Origin of the sequence: Shinella sp. G-2, assembly GCF_050172695.1 — a bacterium.
In the GTDB taxonomy this organism is placed as follows: Bacteria; Pseudomonadota; Alphaproteobacteria; order Rhizobiales; family Rhizobiaceae; genus Shinella.
Genome location: NZ_JBBEYH010000004.1, coordinates 247,317 through 272,508 on the forward strand (window position 1 = coordinate 247,317; position 25,192 = coordinate 272,508).

General features: G+C 64.5%; 23 protein-coding genes. 19 read left to right on the top strand and 4 right to left on the bottom strand.

Annotated elements, in window-relative coordinates:
• Window positions 1-879 (bottom strand): flagellar motor stator protein MotA, encoded by an 879-nt coding sequence (motA, locus tag V8U06_RS10265; protein WP_226920436.1) that lies wholly within the window; start codon window positions 877-879, stop codon window positions 1-3.
• Window positions 880-1,061: 182 nt separating this feature from the next.
• Between motA and V8U06_RS10270 the strand changes: the two genes are divergently transcribed.
• The 16 genes from V8U06_RS10270 (at window position 1,062) to V8U06_RS10345 (ending at window position 13,549) form a co-directional block, all read left to right on the top strand.
• The gene (locus V8U06_RS10270) at window positions 1,062-1,841 is read left to right on the top strand and encodes a DUF1217 domain-containing protein (RefSeq protein WP_427140539.1); all 780 of its coding nucleotides are present in this window, start codon (window positions 1,062-1,064) and stop codon (window positions 1,839-1,841) included.
• Between the two features lies 1 nt (window position 1,842).
• The gene (flgF, locus tag V8U06_RS10275; RefSeq protein ID WP_427140540.1) at window positions 1,843-2,568 is read left to right on the top strand and encodes a flagellar basal-body rod protein FlgF; all 726 of its coding nucleotides are present in this window, start codon (window positions 1,843-1,845) and stop codon (window positions 2,566-2,568) included.
• 42 nt (window positions 2,569-2,610) lie between these two features.
• A complete protein-coding gene (gene fliI, locus V8U06_RS10280; protein ID WP_427140541.1) occupies window positions 2,611-3,966 on the top strand; it encodes a flagellar protein export ATPase FliI in 1,356 nt (451 codons plus the stop codon).
• Window positions 3,963-4,526: a flagellar protein gene (locus tag V8U06_RS10285; protein ID WP_427140542.1), complete on the top strand. Its 564-nt coding sequence runs from the start codon at window positions 3,963-3,965 to the stop codon at window positions 4,524-4,526. Before fliI ends, V8U06_RS10285 begins: the two co-directional genes overlap by 4 nt.
• Window positions 4,527-4,722: 196 nt before the next feature.
• Entirely contained in the window at window positions 4,723-5,103 is a 381-nt protein-coding gene (gene flgB, locus V8U06_RS10290; RefSeq protein ID WP_226920431.1) for a flagellar basal body rod protein FlgB, read from the top strand.
• A gap of 3 nt (window positions 5,104-5,106) precedes the next feature.
• A complete protein-coding gene (flgC, locus tag V8U06_RS10295) occupies window positions 5,107-5,526 on the top strand; it encodes a flagellar basal body rod protein FlgC (RefSeq protein ID WP_226920430.1) in 420 nt (139 codons plus the stop codon).
• Window positions 5,523-5,855: a flagellar hook-basal body complex protein FliE gene (locus tag V8U06_RS10300; RefSeq protein ID WP_427140543.1), complete on the top strand. Its 333-nt coding sequence runs from the start codon at window positions 5,523-5,525 to the stop codon at window positions 5,853-5,855. The genes flgC and V8U06_RS10300 overlap by 4 nt, the downstream gene beginning before the upstream one ends.
• Before the next feature lie 9 nt (window positions 5,856-5,864).
• Window positions 5,865-6,647, top strand: a complete 783-nt coding sequence (gene flgG, locus V8U06_RS10305) for a flagellar basal-body rod protein FlgG (RefSeq protein ID WP_226920428.1) — start codon at window positions 5,865-5,867, stop codon at window positions 6,645-6,647.
• Window positions 6,648-6,668: 21 nt separating this feature from the next.
• Window positions 6,669-7,178 (top strand): flagellar basal body P-ring formation chaperone FlgA, encoded by a 510-nt coding sequence (gene flgA, locus V8U06_RS10310; protein ID WP_427140544.1) that lies wholly within the window; start codon window positions 6,669-6,671, stop codon window positions 7,176-7,178.
• A 44-nt stretch (window positions 7,179-7,222) separates the two neighbouring features.
• Window positions 7,223-8,290, top strand: a complete 1,068-nt coding sequence (locus V8U06_RS10315) for a flagellar basal body P-ring protein FlgI (RefSeq protein WP_427140614.1) — start codon at window positions 7,223-7,225, stop codon at window positions 8,288-8,290.
• Window positions 8,287-8,817: a MotE family protein gene (locus V8U06_RS10320; protein WP_427140545.1), complete on the top strand. Its 531-nt coding sequence runs from the start codon at window positions 8,287-8,289 to the stop codon at window positions 8,815-8,817. Before V8U06_RS10315 ends, V8U06_RS10320 begins: the two co-directional genes overlap by 4 nt.
• Entirely contained in the window at window positions 8,814-9,524 is a 711-nt protein-coding gene (flgH, locus tag V8U06_RS10325; protein ID WP_226920424.1) for a flagellar basal body L-ring protein FlgH, read from the top strand. Before V8U06_RS10320 ends, flgH begins: the two co-directional genes overlap by 4 nt.
• A gap of 32 nt (window positions 9,525-9,556) precedes the next feature.
• Window positions 9,557-10,069, top strand: coding sequence for a flagellar basal body-associated FliL family protein (locus V8U06_RS10330; RefSeq protein ID WP_427140546.1), 513 nt, complete (start codon window positions 9,557-9,559; stop codon window positions 10,067-10,069).
• Window positions 10,066-10,812: a flagellar type III secretion system pore protein FliP gene (fliP, locus tag V8U06_RS10335; protein ID WP_427140547.1), complete on the top strand. Its 747-nt coding sequence runs from the start codon at window positions 10,066-10,068 to the stop codon at window positions 10,810-10,812. The genes V8U06_RS10330 and fliP overlap by 4 nt, the downstream gene beginning before the upstream one ends.
• 245 nt (window positions 10,813-11,057) lie before the next feature.
• Window positions 11,058-11,984 carry a flagellin gene (locus V8U06_RS10340; RefSeq protein ID WP_427140548.1) on the top strand — a complete coding sequence of 309 codons (927 nt, stop codon included), beginning with the start codon at window positions 11,058-11,060 and terminating at the stop codon, window positions 11,982-11,984.
• A 548-nt stretch (window positions 11,985-12,532) separates the two neighbouring features.
• Window positions 12,533-13,549, top strand: a complete 1,017-nt coding sequence (locus tag V8U06_RS10345) for a flagellin (protein WP_427140549.1) — start codon at window positions 12,533-12,535, stop codon at window positions 13,547-13,549.
• A 66-nt stretch (window positions 13,550-13,615) separates the two neighbouring features.
• On the opposite strand, the gene glf is transcribed toward V8U06_RS10345, so the two are convergent.
• The 3 genes from glf to V8U06_RS10360 form a co-directional block, all read right to left on the bottom strand.
• Window positions 13,616-14,770, bottom strand: coding sequence for a UDP-galactopyranose mutase (gene glf, locus V8U06_RS10350; protein ID WP_427140550.1), 1,155 nt, complete (start codon window positions 14,768-14,770; stop codon window positions 13,616-13,618).
• 14 nt (window positions 14,771-14,784) lie between these two features.
• Window positions 14,785-16,830: a glycosyl transferase gene (locus V8U06_RS10355; RefSeq protein WP_427140551.1), complete on the bottom strand. Its 2,046-nt coding sequence runs from the start codon at window positions 16,828-16,830 to the stop codon at window positions 14,785-14,787.
• A gap of 185 nt (window positions 16,831-17,015) precedes the next feature.
• Complete coding sequence (locus V8U06_RS10360) at window positions 17,016-21,263, bottom strand: beta strand repeat-containing protein (protein ID WP_427140552.1); 4,248 nt, start codon at window positions 21,261-21,263, stop codon at window positions 17,016-17,018.
• 775 nt (window positions 21,264-22,038) lie between these two features.
• On the opposite strand from V8U06_RS10360, the gene V8U06_RS10365 reads away from it, so the two are divergent.
• The 3 genes from V8U06_RS10365 to V8U06_RS10375 all read left to right on the top strand — a co-directional run bounded on the left by V8U06_RS10365 (window position 22,039) and on the right by V8U06_RS10375 (window position 25,190).
• Window positions 22,039-22,998, top strand: coding sequence for a flagellin (locus tag V8U06_RS10365; RefSeq protein WP_226920416.1), 960 nt, complete (start codon window positions 22,039-22,041; stop codon window positions 22,996-22,998).
• A gap of 306 nt (window positions 22,999-23,304) precedes the next feature.
• Window positions 23,305-23,961: a hypothetical protein gene (locus tag V8U06_RS10370; RefSeq protein WP_427140553.1), complete on the top strand. Its 657-nt coding sequence runs from the start codon at window positions 23,305-23,307 to the stop codon at window positions 23,959-23,961.
• A complete protein-coding gene (locus V8U06_RS10375; protein WP_427140554.1) occupies window positions 23,958-25,190 on the top strand; it encodes a MotB family protein in 1,233 nt (410 codons plus the stop codon). Before V8U06_RS10370 ends, V8U06_RS10375 begins: the two co-directional genes overlap by 4 nt.
• Window positions 25,191-25,192: the final 2 nt, after the last annotated feature.

Genomic DNA, 25,192 nt, shown 5'->3' on the forward strand with positions numbered 1-25,192 from the left:
TTAGGCCGCCTTCGAATCGCCGCCGCCGCCGGGGTTCATCATTTCCTGCTCCACCGCGTCGATCGACGGACGCTCGTAGGAGGAAATGGTCTTGCGGCCGTATTCCAGCGCCACCTGCGGCACCGAGCCGTTCATGTAGGCGAGCAGCGTCTGCTTGACGATGACGTAGAGGCGGTTCTGCTTCTCGCGCACCACCTTGATGTTCGTGGCGATCGGCGTGACGATCGAGTAGGACAGGAAGATGCCGAGCATGGTGCCGACGAGGGCCGAACCGATGAGGCCGCCGAGGACTTCGGGGGATTCGTTAATCTTGCCCATCGCCTTGATGACCCCGAGAACGGCCGCGATGATACCGATGGCCGGGAAGGCGTCGCCCATGGTCGTCAGCGACTGGTAGGGCTTCATCTTGTCGCGCGTGATCGTCTGGATTTCCTCGTCCATCAGCGCCTCGATCTCGTGCGAGCGGGCATTGCCGATGATGATGAGGCGGACGTAGTCGCAGATGAAGGCCGTCAGTTCCTTGTTCTTGAGAACGGTCGGCGCGGACTGGAAGATCGGCGATTCCTCGGGATTGTCGATATGGGCTTCGATCTCGTTGCGCGATTTCGTGCGCAGGTCCCGCATCAGGCTGTAGAGCACGCCGAGCGTATCGAGATAGTCGCGTTCCTTCGGAACCTTGTGCTTGAACGCCTCGCCGAGCGCCTTGCCGGTTTCCTTGATCACCTTCATCGTGTTCGCCACGATGAAGCCGCCGACGCCGGCGCCGCCGATGATCATGAGTTCGAATGGCTGGTTCAGTACCTCGACGTGGCCGCCCATGGCCATGAAGCCGCCCAAGACGCAGCCGATGGTAACGATGAGACCGATAATGATGTTCATGAGCGCAGGTGTCCCGACACAATTCTGACCGTTCCGGAAATACGGTTCCAGCCTTGCGTGAAGCTGTACCTGACGGCGGGTTTACCGATCAGGTTCGCACAAGCAAAACCCGCGAGGATCATGGTTCAAAACGGGCATCCGTGCCTTCTTGAAGCCTTCTCGAACCTGATCGGCGGCCTATCGTGACGACCACCTATACGAGCTACAAGCTGATTTCCTCCGACCTCCAGACGTCGCTGAAGCGCGTTTCGGAGCAGCCGGACGTCAAGCGCGAGACGGAATACTACCTTTCCAAGATCGGCAGCATAAAGACCATCGACGAGTTCTTCGCCGACAGCCGTCTCTACAACTACGCCATGAAGGCGCACGGGCTGGACGACATGGCCTATGCCAAGGCCTTCATGCGCAAGGTGCTGACGGAGGGCGTGGACAACAAGGACGCCTTCGCCAACCAGCTCAGCGACACGCGCTACAAGGCGCTGGCGGAATCGCTGAACTTCGCCCGTCACGGCGAACTCGCCACCACCTTCGAGCGCGCGCAGAAGGGCGTCGTCGAGAAATATGCCCGCCAGACGCTGGAAGTCAGCGCCGGCGAGGACAATACGGGCGTGCGCCTGGCGCTCTATTTCGAGCGCATGGCCTCCTCCATAACCTCGGGTTACTCGATCATCGCCGACGACGCGCTGGCCCAGGTCGTGCGCACCGCGCTGCAGCTTCCGGCGGAATTCGCCGCGACCGACATCGACCGCCAGGCCGCCTATTACGAGGACGTGCTGAACCTCGACGAGTTCAAGGATCCCTCCAAGGTCGGCAAGTTCCTCGAGCGCTTCACCGCGATGTGGGAACTCGAAAACCCCGTCGGCAGCTACGATCCGCTGACCGTCTTCCAGTCGTCCAGCCTTACCGGCATTTCCACGGACCTCCTGCTTTCCATCAACAATCTGAAACTCGGAGGTCGCTGAGATGCAGACCGGGCTTTATGTATCGCTTTCGTCCCAGCTTGCGCTCGACCGCCGTCTGGCGACGCTCGCCGACAACGTCGCGAATTCGACGACGGTCGGCTTCCGCGCCACCGAAGTGAAATTCAACCAGGTCGTCAGCGACCAGAAGAGCGCCGACGTCGCCTTCGTCTCGCAGGGCGACGAGTTCATCTCCACGCGCAGCGGCGGCATCACCGAGACCGGCGGCACGCTCGATTTCGCCATCAAGGGCGACGCCTGGTTCCAGGTGGAGACGCCCGCCGGCCCGACGCTGACCCGCGACGGGCGCTTCACGCTGACGGATGCCGGCGAACTGGTGACGCTCAACGGCTATCCGGTGCTCGACGCCGGCGGCGGCCCCATCCAGATCGACGGGAATGCCGGTCCGATCCTGCTCAGCTCCGACGGCCAGCTCAACCAGAACGGCCGGCCCGTCGCCGCGCTCGGCATTTTCGAGGCGGACCTTTCGGCCGGCTTCGTGCGCGCCGGCAACAGCGGCATCATCCCGACCCGCCAGCCCGAACCCATCGTCGACCGCGTCGATGCGGGCGTGGTGCAGGGCTATGTCGAGGAATCCAACGTCAACGCCATCGGCGAGATGACGCAGCTCATCCAGGTCACGCGCGCCTTCGAGAACATCGCTTCGCTCATCCGCGACAGCGAGGAGTCCATGAAGGAAGCCATTCGTACCTTTGGCGGGAACCGGTAAGCGATGATGAGCGGCGAAGGACCCGCGCCCGAAGGCGGACGCATGATGAATGCCCTTGCGGGGCTTGTCCGGCGCTATTCCTCGCCGGAATTCTCCGTCGTCCATGGCGGCCACGTCCAGACCATCGCCGCCGGCAACTACACGGTCAGCGGCCTGTCGCGGCACGTGCGGCTCGGCGAGTTCGTCGCGCACAAGAGCGCGACCGGCATCCATCTCGGCGAGGTCGTCCGCGTCGAACAGGACACGGTCGTCGTCTGCCCCATCGAACCGGGCGAGCCCATCGGCATCCACGACACCGTCATCCGCAAGGGCGCCTTCCGCATCGCGCCGTCGGAAACCTGGTGCGGCCGCACGATCAACGCGCTCGGCGAACCCATCGACGGGCTCGGCCCGCTGGCGCAGGGTGACGAGCGCCGCTCCATCTCCAACACCGCGCCGCCTTCGATGACGCGCCGGCGCATCGAGGACGGCTTCAGCACGGGCGTACGCGCCATCGATATCTTCGCGCCGCTCTGCCTCGGCCAGCGTCTCGGCATCTTCGCCGGTTCGGGCGTCGGCAAGTCGACGCTGCTGTCGATGCTCGCGCGGGCCGATGCCTTCGACAAGGTGGTGATCGCGCTCGTCGGCGAGCGCGGCCGCGAAGTGCGCGAATTCATCGAGGATACGCTCGGCGACAATCTCGCCAAGTCCGTCGCCGTCGTCGCCACCAGCGACGAGAGCCCGATGCTGCGCAAGATGGCGCCGCTGACGGCGGTGACCATTGCCGAGCACTATCGCGACCAGGGCGACAACGTGCTCCTGATCATCGACAGCGTGACGCGCTTTGCCCATGCGATCCGCGAGGTGGCGACCGCCTCCGGCGAGCCGCCGATCGCCCGCGGTTATCCCGCCTCCGTCTTCACCGAGCTGCCGCGGCTTCTCGAGCGGGCGGGCCCGGGCGCCGAAGGCGCGGGCACGATCACCGCCATCATCTCGATCCTCGTCGACGGCGACAATCACAACGACCCGATCGCCGACTCCACGCGCGGCATTCTCGACGGCCATATCGTGATGGAGCGCAGCCTTGCGGAAGAGGGGCGCTACCCGCCCATCAACCCGCTCGCCTCGATCTCGCGCCTTGCCCGCAAGGCCTGGACGCCGGACCAGGAGAAGCTGGTGTCGCGGCTGAAGTCGCTGATCCACCGCTTCGAGGAAACGCGCGACCTGCGCCTTATCGGCGGCTATCGCCCGGGCGGCGATCCCGACCTCGACATGGCGATCAAGCAGGTGCCGATCATCTATGAGGTTCTGAAACAGACGCCGGGCGAAGACCCAGCCGCGGACGCCTTCTCCGACCTTGCGGTCGCGCTGAGGAATGCGGCCGCGCAGGGCGGCGCGCCGGCCATGCGAAGGGGATGAGAGTGACGGATTTCGATGCAGACGAAACCATCCAGCCGCTGAAGCGGTCGGAGCGGGGTCATTACAGCTTCGGCGACAAGATGCTTGTCGGCGCGGGCGTGATGCTGGCGGCGGGCGCCGCGTTCTTCCCCTGGTATGTCTTCCTCAACCCGGAAAAGTTCTCGGTGCCGACGCTCTGGCAGGGCGCGACGCGCGACCTGCCGGAAACGGCGCCGCGAGAGGTGGTGAGCGTTTCGCCCGCCGCCATGGTCGACAACGACAACGAGCCGGCGCTGGAAGGCGTCGATCCGGTGGCGACGGCCACGACCTCCGGCCTCGGTACGGAAAAGAAGCTCGGCGCGCCCGTCGATACCGGCCTCGACCAGCCGCTGCCGGCCAATTCCGGCTTCCGCCTGATGCATGTGGCGAACGGCCGGGCGCTGATCGAGGACGCACGCGGCATGTATATCGTGCGCGTCGGCTCGATCCTGCCGGACAACAGCCGCCTCGCGACGCTGGAGCAGCGGGACGGCGCCTGGGTCATCGTCACCTCCAGCGGCACGGTCATCAAGCGCAACTGACGGCGCGCGCGGGTTTTCCGCGCCCCGAATCGGCCGGCCGCCATCTGTGCCGCCGGCCGCCCGCTCGCCGTGAGAATTCCGGCTCGAGCACTTTATTTCCCCGGGAATTCAGGCACTTGCCGATAGGCCGCCACCGGTGCAAGTCTGACGCAAGATTGGTTCCATAGGTTCGCCGTGAACAAGGATGGAGCTTGTCATGCAACCGATACAACTGTTTGAACTGGCATCGAAACAGGCCGAATGGCTCTCAGTCCGCCAGAGTGTGGTTGCAGGCAACATCGCCAACGCCAACACCCCCGGGTTCAAGGCGAAGGACGTAACCCCCTTCCAGTCGGTGCTCGAAACCACGGGCATCCGCATGGCGGCGACGCAGCCCGGCCACTTCACCGAAACCGAAATGGCAAGCCGCGTCATCGAGACCAAGCCCACCGAAGAGATCGGCGTGCAGGAGTCCGGCAACACGGTCGGCCTTGCCGAGGAACTCATGAAGGAAGGCCAGGTCAAGCGTGAGTTCGATATGAATGCCGGCCTCGTCAAGGCCTTTCATCGCATGATGCTGATGACAGTCAGAAGGTAAAAAATGGATCCGCTCGTAGCTTCAATGAAAGTCGCGGCCTCGGGACTTGAGGCGCAATCCACCCGCATCCGTATCGTTTCGGAAAACCTCGCCAACGCCCGTTCCACGGGCGACACCCCCGGCGCCGACCCCTTCCGCCGCAAGACGGTGACCTTTGCCGCCGAGCTCGACCGCGCCACCAACGCGTCGCTCGTCGAGGTCGAACGTCTCGGTGTCGACGAGGGCGAATTCTCGACCGAATACGACCCGGGCAATCCGGCCGCCGACGAGAAGGGCTTCGTGAAGATGCCGAACGTCAATGTGCTGGTCGAAATGGCCGACATGCGCGAAGCCAACCGCTCCTATGAAGCCAATCTGCAGAGCATCAAGCAGTCGCGCGATCTGATCAGCGCCACCATCGACCTTCTGAGGGCATCGCAATGATCGAGAGCATCAAGGGCGTAAACGGCCTCTTCTCCAACGGCCCGCTGTCTGGCGTCGAGACCGGCACGGCCAACACCGTCTCCGCCGCCGCCGCGCAGGGAACCGGCACCCAGATGTCCTTCGCCCAGGTGATGGGCGACATGGCAACTGAAATGGCCAACACGCTGAAGCTTGGTGAAACCAAGTCCTTCGAGGCCATCCAGGGCAAGGCATCGACCCGCGAAGTGGTCGACGCCGTCATGAATGCCGAGCAGACGCTGCAGACCGCCATCGCCATCCGCGACAAGGTCGTCACCGCCTATCTCGAAGTAGCCAGAATGCAGATCTGAGGACCGGACATGAAAGCCCTTGCCATTGCCGCCACCGGCATGAACGCGCAGCAGACCAACCTCGAAGTCATCGCGAACAACATCGCGAACATCAACACGACCGGCTTCAAGCGCGCCCGCGCCGAATTCTCGGACCTGCTCTACCAGACCGAACGCGCCGCCGGCGTGCCGAACCGCGCCAATGCGGCCGTCGTGCCGGAAGGCGCGATCATCGGCCTCGGCGTCAAGACCGCCGCGGTGCGCAACCTGCACCTCCAGGGCGGCCTCGTGTCCACCGGCAACTCCTTCGACCTCGCGCTGATCGGCCGCGGCTGGTTCCAGATCGAGGCGGCGGACGGCTCCACGCTCTACACCCGCGCCGGCGCCTTCAACACCAACGCCCAGGGCCAGCTCGTCACGCTCGACGGCTATACGGTCGTGCCCGGCATCACCGTGCCGCAGGATGCGACGGAAGTCACCGTCACCAAGTCCGGCCAGGTCTATGCAACGGTCGGCGGCCAGCAGCAGGATCTCGGCCAGATCACCCTGGCCAATTTCGTCAACGAGGCCGGCCTCGAGCCGCTCGGCGAAAACCTCTACCGCGAAACCGCCGCGTCCGGCCCGGCCAATGTCGGCGCACCGGACGAAGCGGGCTTCGCCTATATCCAGCAGAACTACCTCGAAGCCTCCAACGTCGATCCGGTCAAGGAAATCACCGACCTGATCTCGGCCCAGCGCGCCTATGAAATGAACTCCAAGATCATTCAGGCGGCGGACGAAATGGCGGCGGTGGTCAGCAAGAATCTGAGATAACGAACCGGACAAGCGGGGAACATGATGTTTCGCCTGATAGCAGCTCTTCGGAGAGGAAAGACCTTTTCCGCCCTGCGGCGCGCGGCCCTCGTCGCGCCCGCCGTGCTCATCGGTCTCTTTTCGGCCGACGCGGCCCTGGCCGAGGCGCGCACCGCCGTCGTGCCCAAGCGCATCATCTATCCCGGCGAGGAAATCGACGCGGGTCAGCTCGAAGTGGTCGAGGTCACCAACCCGAATATCGTCAAGGGCTTCGCCGAAGACATCTCCGCCGTCAACGGCATGGTGACGAAGCGCACGCTCCTGCCCGGCCGCGTCATCCTGACATCGGCCTTGCGGGAACCCTTTGCCGTTTCCCGCGGCACCACCGTGCAGCTCGTCTTCGACAACGGTTCGATGGTGCTGCGCGCGTCGGGCACGCCCCTGCAGGATGCGGCCGTCGGCGACCTCATCAAGGTCCGCAACAAGGATTCCGGCGTGATCGTCTCCGGTACGGTCATGGGCGACGGAACCGTCCACGTGGTGGCGAAATGATGCAATCCTTCCTTTTCCGCGTCGCAGCCTTTCTCGCCTGCCTGATGCTTGCGGCAGGTCCGGCGCTGCCGGCGGCCCGCATCAAGGACGTCGCCTCGCTGCAGGCCGGCCGCGACAACCAGCTGATCGGCTACGGCCTCGTCGTCGGTCTCCAGGGCACGGGCGACAGCATGCGCTCCTCGCCCTTCACCGAGCAGTCCATGCGCGCGATGCTGCAGAACCTCGGCATCTCCATGGTGGGCACGCAGACGCGCGCCAAGAACATCGCCGCCGTGCTCGTCACGGCCAATCTGCCGCCCTTCGCCAGCCCCGGCAGCCGCATCGACGTGACGGTCGGCTCGCTCGGCGATGCGACGTCGCTGCGCGGCGGCACGCTCGTCATGACCTCGCTTTCCGGCGCCGACGGCCAGATCTATGCGGTCGCGCAGGGCTCCATCGTCGTCACCGGCCTCAGCGCCAATGGCGATGCGGCCAGCGTCCAGCAGGGCGTGACGACCGCCGGCCGCGTGCCGAACGGTGCGATCATCGAACGCGAGCTGCCCTCGCGCTTCAAGGATTCGTCCGACCTCGTCCTTCAGCTGCGCAATCCCGATTTCTCGACCTCGGTCGGCATGGCCGATGCGATCAATCGCTATGCGGCCGCCCAGTACGGCTCGCCGATCGCCGAATCGCGCGATTCCCAGTCGGTCTATATCGCCAAGCCGAAGATGGCCGATCTTGCCCGCCTGATGGCCGATATCGAAAACCTCGTCATCGAGACGGACGCGCCGGCGCGCGTCGTCATCAACGAACGAACGGGCACCATCGTCATCGGCCAGGACGTGCGCATCTCGCCCGTCGCCGTCAGCTATGGCTCGCTCACGGTGCAGGTCAACGAAATGCCCGAAGTGATCCAGCCGGAGCCCTTCTCCAAGGGCGTGACGGCCGTCCAGCCGCGCACGGATATCCTCGTGCAGCAGGACGGCGGCAATGTCGCGGTGCTCGACGGCTCCAGCCTGCGCTCGCTCGTCTCCGGCCTCAACAGCATCGGCGTCAAGCCGGATGGCATCATCTCCATCCTGCAGAGCATCAAGACGGCCGGCGCGCTTCAGGCAGAACTGGTGCTGCAATGATGAACACGACCCTTTCGACACTCGCCCGCAAGCTCGCCCTGCCGCTCGCCGGTTTCGTGATGATGGCCATTCCGGGCGCCTTCGCCGAGGAGCGCCCCGTCGTCACCACGACCAAGGCCAGCACCGACGAGGTGCGCGAATTCTGCACCAACATCGCCGATGCCGCCCGCGACCAGCGTTACCTCTTGCAGAAGCAGGAACTGGAAACGCTGCAGAAGGATGTCGACGAGCGCATCAAGGTGCTGGAAACGCGCCGGGCCGAATACGAGGACTGGCTGAAACGCCGCAACGATTTCCTGAAGTCCGCCGAAGCGGGCCTCGTGGAAATCTACCGCAAGATGAAGCCCGACGCCGCCGCCAGCCAGCTCGCCGAACTCGATCCGGAGATCGCGTCCGCCATCGTCATGAAGCTGCCGCCGCGCCAGTCGAGCACGATCCTCGGCGAGATGCCGGCCGACAAGGCCGCCATGCTCACCCGCATCATCGCCTCGGCGACCGATCCGAACACCTCGAAGGACCCGTCATGAAAAAGACCGCCTCCGCACTTGCCGTCGCGATGGCCTTGTCGGGCTGCACCAGTCAGGCTGTGAACGAGATCGGCCGGGCGCCGTCGATGAGCCCCATCGGCAGCGGCCTCAACTATGCCGAGACGCCGCAGATGGCGATGTATCCCAAGCAGCCGCGCACCGCGGTTTCCGGCTATTCGATCTGGAGCGACCAGCAATCGGCGCTGTTCAAGGATTCGCGCGCCTTCAAGGTGGGCGACATCATGACCGTGAACATCCGCGTCAACGACAAGGCGAGCTTCGACAACAAGACCGACCGCTCCCGCACCAACAAGAGCGGCATGAACCTCGGTTTCGGCGGCTCGGGCAACAATTTCAGCGTCGATACGTCGGCCGATCTCAACTACGGCTCCTCGACCAGCACGAAGGGCGACGGCACGACGGAGCGGTCCGAAAAGCTGAACCTGCTCGTCGCCGCGGTCGTCACCGGCGTCATCGAGAACGGCAATCTCCTGATTTCCGGCTCGCAGGAAGTGCGGGTGAACCATGAGCTGCGCATCCTCAACGTCGCCGGCATCGTGCGCCCGCAGGATGTCGACGCCAACAACCAGATCTCCTACGAGCGCATCGCGGAAGCCCGCATCTCCTACGGTGGCCGCGGCCGCCTGACCGAAGTGCAGCAACCGCCGTGGGGCCAGCAGGCCGTCGACCTGTTCTCGCCGATCTGACGATCCCATCCTCGCAATACGGGAAGACGAACATGGCGGACGAAGAACAGGGCGCCGAGAAAAAGAAACCCTCGCTGGTCATCACAATCGCGATCATCGCCGTCCTGACGCTGCTGGCCGGCGGCGGCGGCTGGCTCGTCGGCAATATGCTTGCCCCGCCCCCGGCCGAAAAGCCGGCGGAAGAGGTGGCCAAGGCCGCGGGCGGCCACGGTGGCGGCGAAAAGGCGGAGGCGGGCGAAATCCCGCATATCTCCACCGAGGCGAACGGCGTCGTGCTGCTCGACCCGATCACCAGCAACCTTGCCTACCCTTCCGACAACCGTGTGCGCCTCGAAGTGGCGCTGATGTTCAAGGGCGCGCCCGACGTGGCGCTGGCCGAGGAAATCCACCAGGACATCATGGCCTATATGCGCACCGTCTCGCTGCAGCAGGTCCAGGGGCCGCGCGGTTTCCAATATCTCCGGGAAGACCTGCAGGAGCGGGTTGACCTCCGGTCCGAAGGGCGCGTAACCAACGTCATGTTCCGCACCTTCGTGATCGAATGATTCGAGTCCTTCTGACCTTCCTCGCCATGATGGCGATGACCGGCGTGGCCTACGCCCAGCAGCAGTTGCAGCTGCCGGGCGATCTCCTCAACGCGCCCGTCGAAGGCTCCGTCGCCTCCTGGATCATCCGTTCCTTCGGGCTCCTGACGATCCTGTCGGTTGCGCCCGGCATCCTGATCATGGTGACGAGCTTCCCGCGCTTCGTCATCGCCTTCTCGATCCTGCGTTCGGGCATGGGCCTTGCCACCACGCCCTCGAACATGATCCTCGTCTCGCTCGCCCTCTTCATGACCTTCTACGTCATGGCGCCGACCTTCGACCGCGCCTGGCAGAACGGCGTCGAACCGCTGATCGCCAACCAGATCGACGAGACGGAAGCGGCCAAGCGCATCGCCGAGCCCTTCCGCGAATTCATGGTGGCCAATACCCGCGACAAGGACATCGAGCTCTTCATCTCGCTCGCCGAGGAGCGCGGACAGAAGGTCGTCGAGAACAATGTCGCGGACCTGCGCGTCGTCATCCCGGCCTTCATGATCTCGGAAATCCGTCGCGGCTTCGAGATCGGCTTCCTCGTCGTGCTGCCCTTCCTCGTCATCGACATGATCGTCGCCACCATCACCATGGCCATGGGCATGATGATGCTGCCGCCGACCTCTATCTCGCTGCCTTTCAAGATCCTGTTCTTCGTGCTCATCGACGGCTGGAATCTGCTCGTCGGCAGCCTCGTCAGGTCCTTTAGCTAAAGCCTTCACACCCCCTTAACCATCCCGTCTTACCGCCGGTTAACCCTGTTTTCCGGTGGGTCGAAAGCGCCCGTCCAATTTAAGAAGTTGGCAAGGATTGGCTGCGACTTTGGGCTCCACACGACGGGTTTGGTGTCCTTCAGAACGCTGGAGAAACCGAGTTGGCATGATGCCGAACCGCCGTAACCGGTAAGTATTCAGTCCGGTATGTCCCCACCAGTATTTCGTTCAAAGGGACAACTTGAATGTCGAGCATTCTCACCAACACGGCTGCAACCGCAGCTCTCCAGACGCTGCGCACCATCAACAACGACATGGACTCGACGCAGAACCGCATTTCGTCGGGTATGCGCGTCGCTGCGGCTTCCGATAACGCTGCTTACTGGTCGATCGCCACCACCATGCGCTCGGACAACAAGGCCCTGTCGGCTGTCAACGACGCACTCGGCATCGGCGCCGCCAAGGTCGACGTTGCCTACGGCGCAGTCGACGCATCGATCGATGTCGTCAACGAAATCAAGAAGAAGCTGGTTTCCGCCAAGGAACAGGGCGTCGACAAGGCCAAGGTCCAGGAAGAAATCACCCAGCTCCAGGGCCAGCTGAAGTCCATCGCAGAATCCGCTTCCTTCAACGGCCAGAACTGGGTCGCTGCTGCTGACGGTTCCGTCACTGTCGTCACCGGCTTCGTCCGCTCGGCCGACACGTCCGGCGGTTCGCCGACCACGTCGGTTTCGGTCAAGACCGAAGCCCTCACGATCGACAACGACAACAAGCTGCTCGGCTTCGACTCGTCTGCCGGCACCCTGACGCTGACCGAAGGCATCCTGGGCAACACCCGCACCGACGGCAACATCGTCGTCAGCCTCTCGATCAACTCGGGCACGACCGACACGCAGCTCGACGGCATGATCTCCGACGTCGACGAATCGCTGAAGCTGATGGCCAGCCTCGGCTCCAAGTTCGGCTCGGTCTCCATGCGCATCGGCCTGCAGGAAGACTTCATGTCGAAGCTCTCCGACGCCATCGAAAAGGGCGTTGGCCGCCTCGTCGACGCCGACATGAACGAAGAGTCCACGCGCCTCAAGGCCCTGCAGACCCAGCAGCAGCTGGCGATCCAGTCGCTGTCGATCGCGAACTCCAACTCGCAGAACATCCTCTCGCTCTTCCGTTAATCCTTACGGATCGTCGAGAAAAGATTGAGGCCGCGCCCCGTGCGCGGCCTCTTTCTTTTGGGCTTTTTTTGCGCCCATGAAACGATGGATTAACCATGCTTGTTGGCGGGCCATTTACCATAAAACGAAGCCCTTTTTACGGGGCCGCCGAAATTAGGAAATCGGTAAGCAGGTCTTGCGAAATTGATCTCGCACCCGGCGCAAATGCCTGGGATGCCGAGACTTCCAGGCCGAAACGAGCGGGGGCTGACCGCAGAGTTTCACCCGCCTGAAGGTCGAAGGGGATGGTGCGAAGGAGGCTGACCCGAGCACCCCCAAACGGTTCAAAAGCCGCATCCGGAAACGGGTGCGGCTTTGCCGTTTTCAACCCTGTCCAACAAATTTTTCCCGCTTAGCGATCTGTTAACCATGTTCCCGTTAGCTTGGGCCATCGAAACGGCGGGCCAACAAGAATTCAGCCCGTTGGCAAGCATGATGCTGCTCGCCGTTCACCGGTATTGCCCGGAATGTCCCTTTCTTTAGTCAGCCATTCAAGGGGCACCCAAAACATGACGAGCATTCTGACCAACGTTGCGGCGATGTCCGCCCTCCAGACCCTGCGCACCATCGGCAACGACATGGAAACCACGCAGGGCCGCGTTTCCTCGGGCATGCGCGTTGGCGTAGCCGCCGACAACGCCGCCTACTGGTCCATCGCGACCACGATGCGCTCTGACAATCTCGCCCTTTCCGCCGTACAGGACGCCCTCGGCCTCGGCGCCTCCAAGGTCGACACCGCCTACGCCGCCATGGAAAGCGCCATCGACGTCGTCAAGGAAATCAAGGCCAAGGTCGTGACCGCCACGGAAGAAGGCGTTGACAAGGCCAAGGTCCAGGAAGAAATCGACCAGCTCCAGGAACAGCTGAAGTCCATCGCCGAATCCGCTTCCTTCTCCGGCGAAAACTGGGTTGCCGGCGGCGTCAGCACCAGCGACGGCACGACCACCATCGGCGTGACGGTCGTTTCGGGCTTCGTCCGCGACAGCGCCAACAACGTCTCCGTCAAGACCACCAGCTACTCGCTCGACGGCGGCTTCGGCGCCGACGGCCCGTCCCTGCTGTTCGGTGGCGATACCAACGGTGCGATCGACTACACGACGGCAACGTCCGGTATCCTCGGCACGACCGCTGCCAACTGGTCCACGGTCGACTTCAACGACGACGCTGCCGACGGCGTGACGGCTGCTGCCACCACGGTCGGCACCATGTCGATCTACAACCTCGACATCAGCGGCCTGTCGAATGCCGGCATGTCCGAAGCCCTGAAGCTGGTTGACGCGGGTCTCCAGGCCATGACCAGCGCCGGCGCCAAGCTCGGTTCGATCTCGACCCGCATCAACCTGCAGGAAGACTTCGTCAACAAGCTGTCCGACTCCATCGACTCGGGTATCGGCCGTCTCGTCGACGCTGACATGAACGAAGAGTCCACCCGCCTGAAGGCCCTTCAGACGCAGCAGCAGCTCGGCATCCAGTCGCTGTCGATCGCCAACTCCTCGTCGGAAGGCATCCTCCAGCTCTTCCGTTAATCGGAAGGCGGAAGCCAGATCCTTCAAGATTTCAGGAGGCCCCGGTTCACCGGGGCCTTCTTCGTTTCAAAGCGGCGATTTCAGGAACGCCGCCATGGCCGTGCCTTCCGCCCTGCGGGCAAGGAAGAGCCGTGCGGTGTCCAGCGCCTCGCGGATCGTCACGTCCATGTCGAGATACCGGTATGTGCCGAGCCGGCCGACGAAGGTGACGCCCGTTTCCCCTTCGGCGCGCGCTACGTAGTCGGCAAGCTGCGCCTTCTCCTCGACGAGCCGGATCGGATAATAGGGGATGTCGTCGGGCTCGCAGGCCCGCGAGAATTCCCGGTAGCAAACCGAGCCCTTGTGCTCCTCCCAGGGCGAGAAGTGCTTGTGTTCGGTGATGCGCGTGTAAGGCACCGAGACGTCGCCATAGTTCATCACCGCGCAGCCCTGATAGTCGCCGTCATAGGTGAAGCGCTCGAAATCCAGCGTGCGGTAGCCGAGACGGCCAAGCTCGTAGTCGAAATAGCCGTCGAGCGGCCCGGAATAGAAGACATGGTCGAAGCCTGTTTCCGCGCCGCGCCGGAAACCGGTCTCAAGCTTCACCGAAATGTTCGGATGATCGAGAATGCCGGCAACCATCTCGGTATAGCCGTTTTCCGGCATGCCCTGATACTTATGGAAGAAGTAGTTGTCGTCGTAGTTGAAGCGCACCGGCAGGCGCTTCAGGATCGAGGCCGGAAGCGCGGTCGGCGAGCAGCCCCACTGTTTCTGGGTATAGCCCTCGAAGAAGGCCTCGTAGAGATCGCGGCCGACGAAGCGCAGCGCCTGCTCCTCGAAGGTCTGCGGATCCGCGATGGTCTTGTCGGCCTGCTCCTCGATGAAGGCGCGGGCCTCGTCGGGGCGGAAGGTCTTGTCGAAGAACTGGTTGATGGTGTGCAGGTTGACCGGCAGCGAATAGACGCTGCCGCCGCTCGTCGTCTTCACGCGGTTCTTGTAGGGCAGGAAGGTCGTGAAACCGTTCACATAGTCCCAGACTTCCGCGTCGTCCGTATGGAAGATATGCGGGCCGTAGATATGCACCATCACGCCCGTCGCCGCATCCCGCTCGGTATGGCAGTTGCCGCCGATATGGTTGCGCGCATCGAGGATTTCGACGCGGTAGCCTTCCTGGGCCAGTTCCCGGCCGATGACGGCGCCCGAAAGGCCGGCGCCGACGATGAGAATCTTCTCGTCTTTCATGGCTCGCCCTCCGCTCACTGCCCGGCGGGCCAGAGGCGCGCGTCGGGCGAGAGTGGGGCGAAATCGTTCAGTGCATCCAGCGCGGCGCGGTAGCGGGCGCGATAGGCTGCATCGTCCTCGATCTCGATGCCGCTGGCGGCAAGCTCGGTGCCGAGCTCATAGTAGATGTCGAGGTTGCGCAGGTCCGGCACGGGCGTCTCGCCGCGTTCCGCATCACCCTGCATCTGCCAGAACAGCTCCTCGAGCCGGCGGGCAAGCGCCGGCATGTCGCGCAGGGCCGACGTGTCCCGCTGGCGCTGGAGCGATTCGCGTACGGTGACGAGACTTGCCGGATTGTGGGCGAAGGCGACGGCCTTGCGCACGTATTCGTCCGCACCGGTGCAGACCATCTCGGGAATGCCGGCGGCCGTGACGATGCTGGCGCAGAAGCGCGAGGCGAAGCTCTTGCCGGCAATGGTGAGGACGGGCAGGCCCTGCGTGATGGCATCGGCGGCGGTGGAATGTGCGCCATAGGGGAACGTGTCGAGGAAAAGATCGGCAAGCCCGATGCGGGCGAGGTGATCGTGGTTCAGCGTCTTGCCGGCGAAGATGAGCCGCTCCGGCGCGATGCCGGCCTCCTCGGCGATCCTGCGCAGGCGCTCGTTGGCGCTCTCGTCGCCGGCGAGCAGCCAGAGCACGCTGCCAGGCGTCGCGTGAAGGATGGCAAGCCACCGGGCGAAGCAGGGCGCATTGATCTTCTGCATGCCATTGAAGCTGGCGAAGACGAAGGCGTCTTCCGGCAGGCCGGCGGAAGCGCGGGTCGGACGCGGGCTCACCGCGCGCTTGCGGTCCACCGGCTGGTTGCAGGCGATGCGCAGGACCTTTTCCGTGTAGTAGAGCTCGTTTTCCGGCGGCACGATCGTTTCGTCGGCGATCATGTACTGGTGATACGGGCTCGCCATCGTGCCGGGATAGCCGCAGAAATTGACGATGACCGGTGCGGGCCGATAGGCGAAGATCTTCGTGCGGGCATGTTTCGTATAGCCGTTGACGTCGATGAGTACGTCGATCTCGTCGGCCGCGATCTGCCGCGCCGCATCGATGTCGCTGAGCCCGGCAATGTCCCGCCAGTGGTCGACCGCCTCCTTGATGCGGGCCTGCGTCGGGTCGATCGGCGCGGGGTCGCCGCAGTAATAGGCGTAGATCTCCACCGAGGCCTTGTCGTGCAGCTCCAGCACCTCGCTGAGCGCGAAGCCGACCGCGTGCTGGCGCAGGTCCGAGGAGACGTAGCCGACGCGAAGGCGCTGCCCGGTGCCCGTCTTGTGGCGCACCGTCTGGCGCTGGAAGGCGGCAAGGTCCTCGGGGCGGCCGACGGTCTTGCTGCTGTAGCGATAGGCCTTTGCGAGATGGAACAGCGGGTCGTCCGCGTAGCAGGCGATCGTCATGGAGGACATGGCGTCCATGAAGTTGCGGACTGTCATATGGGTCGAGGGCGTGATCGGCGGCCACTTGCACTGGCGCATGCGCAGCGAGATCCAGTGCTGGGCGGCTTCGGGCCGCGTCGGCTGCAGCTCCATGGCCTGCCAGAGGGCGGCTTCGGCCTCGTCGAGCTGGTTGGTGCCTTCCAGCACGCGGCCGATATGCTGAAGGCTCAGCAGGCGGTTGTTGAGCCGGTCGGGAGAGATTTCCGCGGTGGCGTCGACGAAGACGCGCCACTGTTGCACGGCCTGTTCGGTGAGCCCGCAATCCTCCAGCGTCCGGCCGAGATTGATATGCGCCTGGCCGAAGAGCGGGCTCAGCCGCACCGCCGCGCGCAGCGCATGAAGCGTGGCGGCGACGTCGCCGGCCTTGGAGAGCGAAACCGCAAAGTTGAAATAGGCGAGATGCAGGAGGGGATTGGTGTCGTTGAAGGCGATCCAGGTCTTGTAGAGCTCGACCGCCGCCGCCGTCTGGCCCGCGGCCGAGAGGGTTTCCGCCGTCTGGAAGAGATCGGCAAGCGAGAGCTGCTGGCTGCGCGCACGCAGGAGAAGATGGAGGAACGGCGCGTTCGGGTCGGGCGTGGTGGAAGGGCTGACGGTCATGACATCCTGCGGCAAGGGGCCTGCTGGCCGGGCTGTTGAACGGACTCGCAATGAGCTCGTCTGCCTTGCTACCGGAGTTGACTTGCGTCGGGCTGGTCCCTTTCGGGGGAGGGGAGCCGATAATAAGACAGCGGCGCGACCTGAAAGGCCGCGCCGCCGGATGTCTGGGATCTGAAGCGCTCGGCTTAGACCGTGGTGTAGGCCTTGATGATGGCCTCGACCTGCGAGGAGTTCATCGCGGCGATCTGCTCGGCGTTGAGAGCGCGGACCTGCGTGGTGCTGAGCGCCGCGATATCGTCGGTGCCCAGGCCCGCGATTGCCTTGACGCTGATGGCAGCGAGTTCGGCGGTCGTGAAGGTCTTGATCTCGTCGGTGCTCATCGACTTGATGGCCTCGGCCGAGAGGGCCGCGATCTGTGCGGAGTTCAGGGCCTCGATCTGGGCCGAGTTCAGGGCCGTGATCTGCGCGGTGGTGAGCCCGGTGATGTTCTTGGCATCGAGGGCAGCCACCTGGCTGGTGCCGAGCGCTGCGATCTGGGCCGTGCCGAGAGCGGAGAGCTGCTTGGCGTTCAGGGCCTTGATCTTGTCCGTGCTGAGCGAGTTGACCTGCGCGGTCGACAGAGCGCCGAGCTGTGCACTGGAGAGCGCGCCGATCTGCTTGGTGCTCAGGGCGGCGAGCTTGTCCGTGGCAAGGCCGGCGAGGGCGGCGGTATCCACACCCGCAAGAGCCTTGTCGCTGATGGCGGCAATTTCTGCGGTGGTGAACAGGCCGAGTTCAGCCGAGTTGAAGGTCTTGATGACAGCCGCGCCGAGCGCCGCGATCTGCGAGGAGGTCAGGGCTTCGACCTGAGCCGTCGAGAGGGCGGCGGCCTGAGCCGTGGTCAGTGCCGCGGCCTGGCTGCTGGTCAGGGCTGCAATCTGGGTGGTGCCAAGTGCTGCGACCTGTGCGGTGCCGAGGGCCGAGACCTGCTTGGCGCTGAGGGCCTTGACCTTGTCCGTGCTGAGCGAGTTGACCTGAGCCGTGGTCAGCGCGCCGAGCTGCGTGCTGGAGAGCGCGCCGAGCTGCTTGGTGGTCAGGGCAGCGAGCTTGTCCGTGGCAAGGCCCGCAAGGGCAGCCGTGTCGATACCGGAGACGGCCTTGTCACTGATGGCGGAGAGTTCAGCCGTGGTGAAGAGCGCCAGTTCTGCGGAGTTGAAGGTCTTGACCACAGCCGCGCCGAGTGCCGCGATCTGCGAGGAGGTCAGGGCTTCGACCTGGGCCGTCGAGAGAGCGGCAGCCTGGTTGGTCGTGAGCGCGGCGGCCTGGGCGCTGGTCAGGGACGCGACCTGGGTCGTGCCGAGGGCAGCGATCTGAGCCGTGCCGAGCGCGGAGACCTGCTTGGCGCTGAGCGCCTTCAGCTTGTCCGTGCTGAGCGAGTTGACCTGTGCGGTCGACAGGGCACCGAGTTGTGCACTGGAGAGCGCGCCGATCTGCTTGGTCGTCAGGGCAGCAAGCTTGTCCGTCGTCAGGCTGGCAAGTGCTGCGGTGTCGAGGCCGGCAAGGGCCTTGTCGCTGATGGCGGCGAGCTCACCGGTGGTGAAGAGCGCCAGTTCCGCGGAGTTGATCGTCTTGATGACGGCCGCACCGAGGGCTGCGATCTGCGAGGAGGTCAGGGCTTCGACCTGGGCCGTCGACAGAGCGGCGGCCTGGTTGGTCGTGAGCGCGGCGGCCTGGGCGCTGGTCAGGGCAGCGACCTGAGCCGTTCCGAGAGCGGCGACCTGTGCCGTGCCGAGGGCCGAGACCTGCTTGGCGCTGAGCGCCTTCAGCTTGTCGGTTGCGAGCGAGTTGACCTGAGCCGTGGTCAGGGCGCCGAGCTGGGTGCTGGAGAGCGCAGCGAGCTGCTTGGTGCCGAGGGCGGCGAGCTTGTCGGTCGTCAGGCTGGCGAGAGCGGCGGTGTCGAGGCCGGCGACTGCCTTGTCGTTGATCGCAGCAATTTCAGCCGTGGTGAAGAGCGCCAGTTCCGCGGAGTTGATCGTCTTGATGACGGCCGCACCGAGGGCTGCGATCTGCGTGGAGGTGAGGGCTTCGACCTGCGCCGTGGAGAGCGCGGTGGCCTGCGCCGTCGTGAGCGCGGCGGCCTGGGCGCTGGTCAGGGCGGCGACCTGGGCCGTGCCGAGGGCGGCGACCTGTGCGGTGCCGAGAGCCGAAACCTGCTTGGCGCTGAGGGCCTTGATCTTGTCGGTTGCGAGCGAGTTGACCTGGGCCGTCGTCAGAGCACCGAGCTGGGCGCTGGAAAGAGCAGCGATCTGCTTGGTGTTCAGGGCGGCGAGCTTGTCGGTCGTCAGGCTGGCAAGCGCTGCCGTGTCGAGGCCGGCAAGGGCCTTGTCGTTGATGGCGGAGAGTTCGGCGGTCGTGAAGAGCGCCAGTTCCGCGGAGTTGATCGTCTTCATCACAGCGGCGCCGAGAGCGGCGATCTGCGAGGAGGTCAGGGCTTCGACCTGGGCCGTGGAGAGCGCGGCGGCCTGAGCCGTCGTCAGCGCAGCGGCCTGGGCGCTGGTCAGGGCAGCGACCTGGGTCGTGCCGAGGGCGGCCACCTGTGCAGTGCCGAGGGCGGAAACCTGCTTGGCGCTGAGGGCCTTGATCTTGTCCGTCGCCAGCGAGTTGACCTGAGCCGTCGTCAGCGCGCCGAGCTGTGCGCTCGACAGGGCCGCGATCTGCTTGGTGCCGAGGGCTGCGAGCTTGTCCGTCGTCAGGCTGGCAAGAACCGCCGTGTCGAGACCGGCAAGGGCCTTGTCGTTGATGGCGGAGATTTCAGCCGTGGTGAAGAGCGCCAGTTCCGCGGAGTTGATCGTCTTCATCACAGCGGCGCCGAGAGCGGCGATCTGCGAGGACGTCAGGGCTTCGACCTGGGCCGTCGAGAGAGCGGCGGCCTGAGCCGTCGTGAGCGCGGCAGCCTGGGCGCTGGTCAGGGCGGCGACCTGGGTGGTGCCGAGAGCGGCGACCTGTGCGGTCCCGAGCGCGGAGACCTGCTTGGCGCTGAGCGCCTTCAGCTTGTCGGTGGCGAGCGAGTTGACCTGGGCCGTCGTCAGCGCGCCGAGCTGTGCGCTCGACAGGGCTGCGATCTGCTTGGTGTTCAGGGCGGCAAGCTTGTCGGTCGTCAGGCTGGCGAGAGCGGCGGTGTCGAGGCCGGCAAGGGCCTTGTCGCTGATGGCGGCAAGTTCAGCCGTGGTGAAGAGCGCCAGTTCCGCGGAGTTGATCGTCTTGATGACGGCCGCGCCGAGGGATGCGATCTGCGAAGACGTCAGGGCTTCGACCTGGGCGGTCGAAAGGGCGGCGGCCTGGGCCGTGGTCAGAGCGGCAGCCTGCGTGCTCGTCAGGGCAGCGACCTGGGCCGTGCCGAGGGCGGCGACCTGTGCGGTGCCGAGGGCCGAGACCTGCTTGGCGCTAAGCGCCTTGATCTTGTCGGTGGCGAGCGAGTTGACCTGAGCCGTCGTCAGGGCGCCGAGCTGCGCGCTGGAAAGAGCGGCAATCTGCTTGGTGCCGAGAGCGGCGAGCTTGTCGGTCGTCAGGCTGGCAAGCGCTGCGGTGTCGAGGCCGGCGAGGGCCTTGTCGCTGATGGCGGAGATTTCAGCCGAGGTGAAGAGAGCGAGCTCCGCGGAGTTGATCGTCTTCAGGACGGCGGCGCCGAGGGCGGCGATCTGCGTGGAGGTCAGCGCTTCGACCTGGGCCGTCGAGAGAACGTTGGCCTGCGTGGTCGTGAGTGCGGCGACCTGCGTGCTGGTCAGGGCTGCAACCTGGGTGGTGCCGAGGGCTGCGACCTGTGCGGTGCCGAGGGCGGAAACCTGCTTGGCGCTGAGGGCCTTGACCTTGTCCGTGCTGAGCGAGTTGACCTGCGCCGTCGTCAGCGCGCCGAGCTGCGTGGTGGTGAGCGCGGCGACCTGCTTGGTGGTGAGGGCGGCGAGACGGTCCGTCGACAGGCTGCTGAGGGTGGCCGTCGCGAGGGCCGCGATCGCCTTGTCGTTGATGGCGGAAAGTTCAGCGGTGGTGAAGAGCGCGATTTCAGCCGAATCGAACGTCGTGAAGACGTCGTAGCCGAGGGCTGCGATCTGCTTGGAATCGAGGGCCGCGACTTCGCTCGTCGTGAACGTGGCGACCTGCGCGCTGGTCAGCGAACCGGCCTGCGTGGCGGTGAGGCCGACGAGGTGGCCCGAATCGAGCGCTGCGATCTGGCTCGCGTTCAAGCCGCGCAGAGCCGTGGCGGCGATGGCGCCGATCTGGCTCGAATTGAAGGCGACGAAGCTCGAGGTCGTGAAGGCATTGAGCTGCGAGGAGCTGAGGGCTGCAATCTTGTCAGCGGTGAAGGCCGCGACATCTGCAGTGCCGAGCGACTGGATGGCCGCCGTGGAAAGGCCTCTGATCTGGCTGACGGTCAGATTGGAAATGATAGAAGTCATGGACGCGCCCTTGGTTCTAGCTGATCTGGTCAACGTCGTTTTCGTGCCACCGACCGTGCGGGAAGAGGTTGGTCTTCTCCTCGGGTCTTCAAGCGCGCCATGCGCCAGCCGTGGTACCGCTCGGTCGGGCGCCGACTTTGGGCGCTTGACGTTCGGACGTCCGGTCGGACGAAAACAATGTCAATTGAAACATGGCTCGAACGAGCCAGCGCATTGGAAGGGCATCATGCGTCGAAGCCGAGCGGCTTCGATCCCTACGCCATTTGGTCGCAAACGCCTTGCATCGGCTATGCTGTACAGGAAGGCGGACAGACGTCCCACTACTCCCTTTTCGACCTACGGCAGTTCTAAACCGTCAGTCTTTAATTTTGGGTTAACGGCCCCGCCAAGGTTGCAAACCGGCGAGCAGCGCCGTTTTGCGCGATTTGCCCTGTCGTGACAAGGCTTTCCGCCTCCCGGCCTGCGTTTTGCGATACGCCCTGCATTTCCCGCAACGGCGCAATTCACAGGGGTTTCGGCGGCGCAGGCCCCGAATCCGGGTCGCCAAGGCATGGCCAGATCTGGCCGTGAAAAACTTACGCTTTTTTCATGCACCTTTCTGAAGTCTTAACGTCATTAACCATTTGTTAACCATTTCCCGTTAACCAGTCATTAAGAACGATGGATCGGCGCCCAGGGCAAACGAGCGGCGCCGGATGCATGAAGCCCCCTGTCGTTACCGGTCCCCGCCTCACTCCGGCATGTCCCCGACAATCTTCTTTCAGGGCTAGTGCCAATGACCAGCATCTTGACCAACTCCGCCGCCATGGCGGCGCTGCAGACCCTCCGTTCCATCGACAACAGCCTGGAGACCACCCAGGCCCGCGTTTCCTCCGGCTTGCGCGTCGAGACCGCCTCCGACAACGCCGCCTACTGGTCGATCGCGACCACCATGCGCTCCGACAACCGGGCGATCTCCACCGTGGCGGACGCCCTCGGCCTCGGCGCCGCCAAGGTCGACACCGCCTATACCGCGCTCGAGAACACCATCGAGGTGATGAGCGAGATCAAGGCGAAGCTCGTGGCCGCCCGCGAGCCGGGCGTCGACAAGAACAAGATCAACGACGAACTGAAGGAGCTGAAGAACCAGCTCGTTTCGGCCGCCCAGTCCGCCTCCTTCTCCGGCGAGAACTGGCTTTACAATGCCGGCAGCACGCCGCTCGGCATCAAGTCGGTCGTCGCGTCCTTCGTCCGCGCCGCCACCGGCAACGTTCAGGTCACGACGCTCGATTTCGATACGGCGAACTCCGTGCTGATCGACGTGCAGACCCCATCCCAGGGCTATCTCACCAAGGCGGTGGACGTCACCACGGTCACCGACAACCCGGCCCTCACCGGATCCTACTATCTGATCAACATGGGAACGCCCGATGCCGGCTCCCCGATCGAGATCGGGCTGGCGACGACCTATGACGAGCTGGACGGCATGATCAGCGTGACCGACCATATCATCAAGAACCTGACGAACTCGGCCTCCACGCTCGGCGCCATCACCAAGCGTATCGAGATGCAGGAAAGCTTCGTCGCCAGCCTCGGCGACGTGATCGACAAGGGCATCGGCCGTCTCGTCGATGCCGACATGAACGAGGAATCGACCCGGCTCAAGGCGCTGCAGACCCAGCAGCAGCTCGGCATCCAGTCGCTGTCGATCGCCAATTCGAGCGCGGAGAACATCCTCCAGCTCTTCCGCCAGTAAGGCGGCACGTTCTTCCGCCCGGCCGCTGGTCATCGGCCGAGGCGGGCGGTTGGGCCGCGCGATTGCCCTGGCGCGGCCCAACACCCTTCATCTTCATCCTCGCACAAGTTTGAGCCCCTAGGCTGGCGAGCACGATCAGGAAGATTGTGCGCCTTTCGCCTCCGAAGGGTGCGGTGTCCGGGGAGACAGGTTCGCGGTGTTGTCAGGCAAGAGTGATTTTTCGAACGAACGTCGAAGCGGCCCGCGGCCATGCCGCCGGGCCTCCTTTGCGTTCGGCCGGCTCGCGCCGGGGCAGGGCGGTGCAGCATGAGCACCCATCTCGCCCGTTACCTGAAGGATTTCGGAACGCCGCCGCGCGTGCCGCAGACGCCCGCCTTCCAGCCGCCGAGCTTTGCGCAGGACGAAGGGGCGTTCGCTGCCGAAGCCTTCGCCCCGCCGCCCGCCATGCCGATGGTGGATCTCGACGCCGAACGGGCCGCGGCTTTCGCCGAGGGCAAGGCCGAGGCGGAGGCGGCGCTTTCCGCCAAGTACGAAGCCGAGATCGCCGCCCTCAAGGAGGCGCACAAGGCCGAGTTCGACGTGTTGAAGATACGCTACGAGCGTCAATATGCCAGCGCGCTTTCCGACCGCTTCGCCGCCTGGACGGAAGAGGTGTCGGAGCGGGTGTCCGCGCAGGCCGCGCAGGTGCTCGCCCCCATCATGAGCCAGGTGCTGACCAGGGGCGCGGTCTCGGACCTTGCACGCATGATCAGCGAAGGCCTGAAGGACGGCGATGGCCTGACGATCACGGTGAAGGGGCCGCTGGACCTCTTCGAGCAATTGAAGTCGCACTTCGAGGAACCCGTTCCGGTGTTCCGCCATGTCGAGGTGCAGGATGTCGATTTGACGGTGGAATTCGGCGACGCCGTCCTGGTAACACGGATGTCGGCCTGGGCTGACACCGTACGCAAGGTGCTTGCATGAGCGAAGGCGAAAATCACCACCACGGCAAGAACGAGATCATCATCGTCAAGCGCCATGGCGATCATGACGGCGACCACCATTCGGCCGCCTGGAAGATCGCCTATGCCGACTTCATGACGGCCATGATGGCGTTCTTCCTCGTCATGTGGCTCGTCAATGCCGCGAACGAGGAGACCAAGGCCTCGGTCGCCTCCTATTTCAATCCGATCAAGCTGACCGACGACAAGCCGGCCGACAAGTCCGTGAAGAAACCCGCCAACGACAAGGAAGGCGAGGCGACGCAGGACAAGTCCAAGGAACAGGGCCAGCAGCAGGCGAGCGGCAACGGCGCCGAAAAGGGCAAGGACGAGAACACGACGGCCGGCGAGGAAACGAAGTATTCCCAGGCCGATTTCTTCGACAATCCCTATTCGGTCCTGTCCGAGATCGCGCAGGAAGTCGGCCAGCAGGCCAATGTCAGCGCCAAGGGCGAGGGCGGTGCGGCCAATTCCGGCCCGGCTACCGGCGCCAGTGGCGGCGAAGCCTATCGCGATCCGTTCGATCCCGATTTCTGGACGCAGCAGGTGGAAATCTCCGAAGCGACCAATGCCGGCAGCGAAAGCCAGTCCAAGGACGGCCAGGCGGGCCAGAAGATGGCCGCCGTCGACACCGACCGCACGGTCGAGGAAGCGCTCGAGAAGGCCAATATCGAAGAAGCCGTGAAGAAGGCGGAAGAAAACAAGGCCGAGGCGGACAAGGCCGCGGCCGATGTCGCCAAGGCCGAAGACGACAAGAAGGCGGACGAACTCAAGAAAGAGATCACGCAGCAGATCGGCACGCTCGGCAAGCTTGCCGAAGGCCTGACCGTGACGCCCGCCGAAGGCGGCCTGCTCGTCAGCCTCACCGACCAGCTCGACACGCCGATGTTCAATGTCGGCTCCGCGGTGCCGCGCCAGGAAATGGTGCTCGCCATGGAGAAGATCGGCAAGATTCTCGAGGGCCGGCCGGGCGCCATCGCGATCCGCGGCCATACCGACGCCCGTCCCTTTGCCGGCGGCAAGAACGACAACTGGCGCCTGTCCCTCGACCGCGCGCAGAGCGCCTATTACATGCTCGTGCGCGGCGGCCTCGAGGAAAAGCGCGTGAGCCAAGTCACCGGCTTTGCCGATCGCCGCCTGAAGGTTCCCGAAGATCCGATGGCGGACGCCAACCGTCGCATCGAAATCCTTGTCCAGGCCGAGGGCGGCTGAGA

Excerpts from the sequence above, each read along its gene's own strand:
- flgH (WP_226920424.1), top strand. The coding sequence starts at position 8,814 with ATGAAAAAGACCGCCTCCGCACTTGCCGTCGCGATGGCCTTGTCGGGC.
- fliP (WP_427140547.1), top strand. The coding sequence starts at position 10,066 with ATGATTCGAGTCCTTCTGACCTTCCTCGCCATGATGGCGATGACCGGC.
- V8U06_RS10320 (WP_427140545.1), top strand. The coding sequence starts at position 8,287 with ATGATGAACACGACCCTTTCGACACTCGCCCGCAAGCTCGCCCTGCCG.
- V8U06_RS10340 (WP_427140548.1), top strand. The coding sequence starts at position 11,058 with ATGTCGAGCATTCTCACCAACACGGCTGCAACCGCAGCTCTCCAGACG.
- V8U06_RS10330 (WP_427140546.1), top strand. The coding sequence starts at position 9,557 with ATGGCGGACGAAGAACAGGGCGCCGAGAAAAAGAAACCCTCGCTGGTC.
- V8U06_RS10365 (WP_226920416.1), top strand. The coding sequence starts at position 22,039 with ATGACCAGCATCTTGACCAACTCCGCCGCCATGGCGGCGCTGCAGACC.
- flgB (WP_226920431.1), top strand. The coding sequence starts at position 4,723 with ATGCAACCGATACAACTGTTTGAACTGGCATCGAAACAGGCCGAATGG.
- V8U06_RS10345 (WP_427140549.1), top strand. The coding sequence starts at position 12,533 with ATGACGAGCATTCTGACCAACGTTGCGGCGATGTCCGCCCTCCAGACC.
- glf (WP_427140550.1), bottom strand. The coding sequence starts at position 14,770 with ATGAAAGACGAGAAGATTCTCATCGTCGGCGCCGGCCTTTCGGGCGCC.
- V8U06_RS10285 (WP_427140542.1), top strand. The coding sequence starts at position 3,963 with ATGAGAGTGACGGATTTCGATGCAGACGAAACCATCCAGCCGCTGAAG.
- flgA (WP_427140544.1), top strand. The coding sequence starts at position 6,669 with ATGATGTTTCGCCTGATAGCAGCTCTTCGGAGAGGAAAGACCTTTTCC.
- motA (WP_226920436.1), bottom strand. The coding sequence starts at position 879 with ATGAACATCATTATCGGTCTCATCGTTACCATCGGCTGCGTCTTGGGC.
- V8U06_RS10300 (WP_427140543.1), top strand. The coding sequence starts at position 5,523 with ATGATCGAGAGCATCAAGGGCGTAAACGGCCTCTTCTCCAACGGCCCG.
- flgG (WP_226920428.1), top strand. The coding sequence starts at position 5,865 with ATGAAAGCCCTTGCCATTGCCGCCACCGGCATGAACGCGCAGCAGACC.
- V8U06_RS10370 (WP_427140553.1), top strand. The coding sequence starts at position 23,305 with ATGAGCACCCATCTCGCCCGTTACCTGAAGGATTTCGGAACGCCGCCG.
- fliI (WP_427140541.1), top strand. The coding sequence starts at position 2,611 with ATGATGAATGCCCTTGCGGGGCTTGTCCGGCGCTATTCCTCGCCGGAA.
- V8U06_RS10315 (WP_427140614.1), top strand. The coding sequence starts at position 7,223 with ATGCTTGCGGCAGGTCCGGCGCTGCCGGCGGCCCGCATCAAGGACGTC.
- flgF (WP_427140540.1), top strand. The coding sequence starts at position 1,843 with ATGCAGACCGGGCTTTATGTATCGCTTTCGTCCCAGCTTGCGCTCGAC.
- flgC (WP_226920430.1), top strand. The coding sequence starts at position 5,107 with ATGGATCCGCTCGTAGCTTCAATGAAAGTCGCGGCCTCGGGACTTGAG.
- V8U06_RS10360 (WP_427140552.1), bottom strand. The coding sequence starts at position 21,263 with ATGACTTCTATCATTTCCAATCTGACCGTCAGCCAGATCAGAGGCCTT.
- V8U06_RS10375 (WP_427140554.1), top strand. The coding sequence starts at position 23,958 with ATGAGCGAAGGCGAAAATCACCACCACGGCAAGAACGAGATCATCATC.
- V8U06_RS10355 (WP_427140551.1), bottom strand. The coding sequence starts at position 16,830 with ATGACCGTCAGCCCTTCCACCACGCCCGACCCGAACGCGCCGTTCCTC.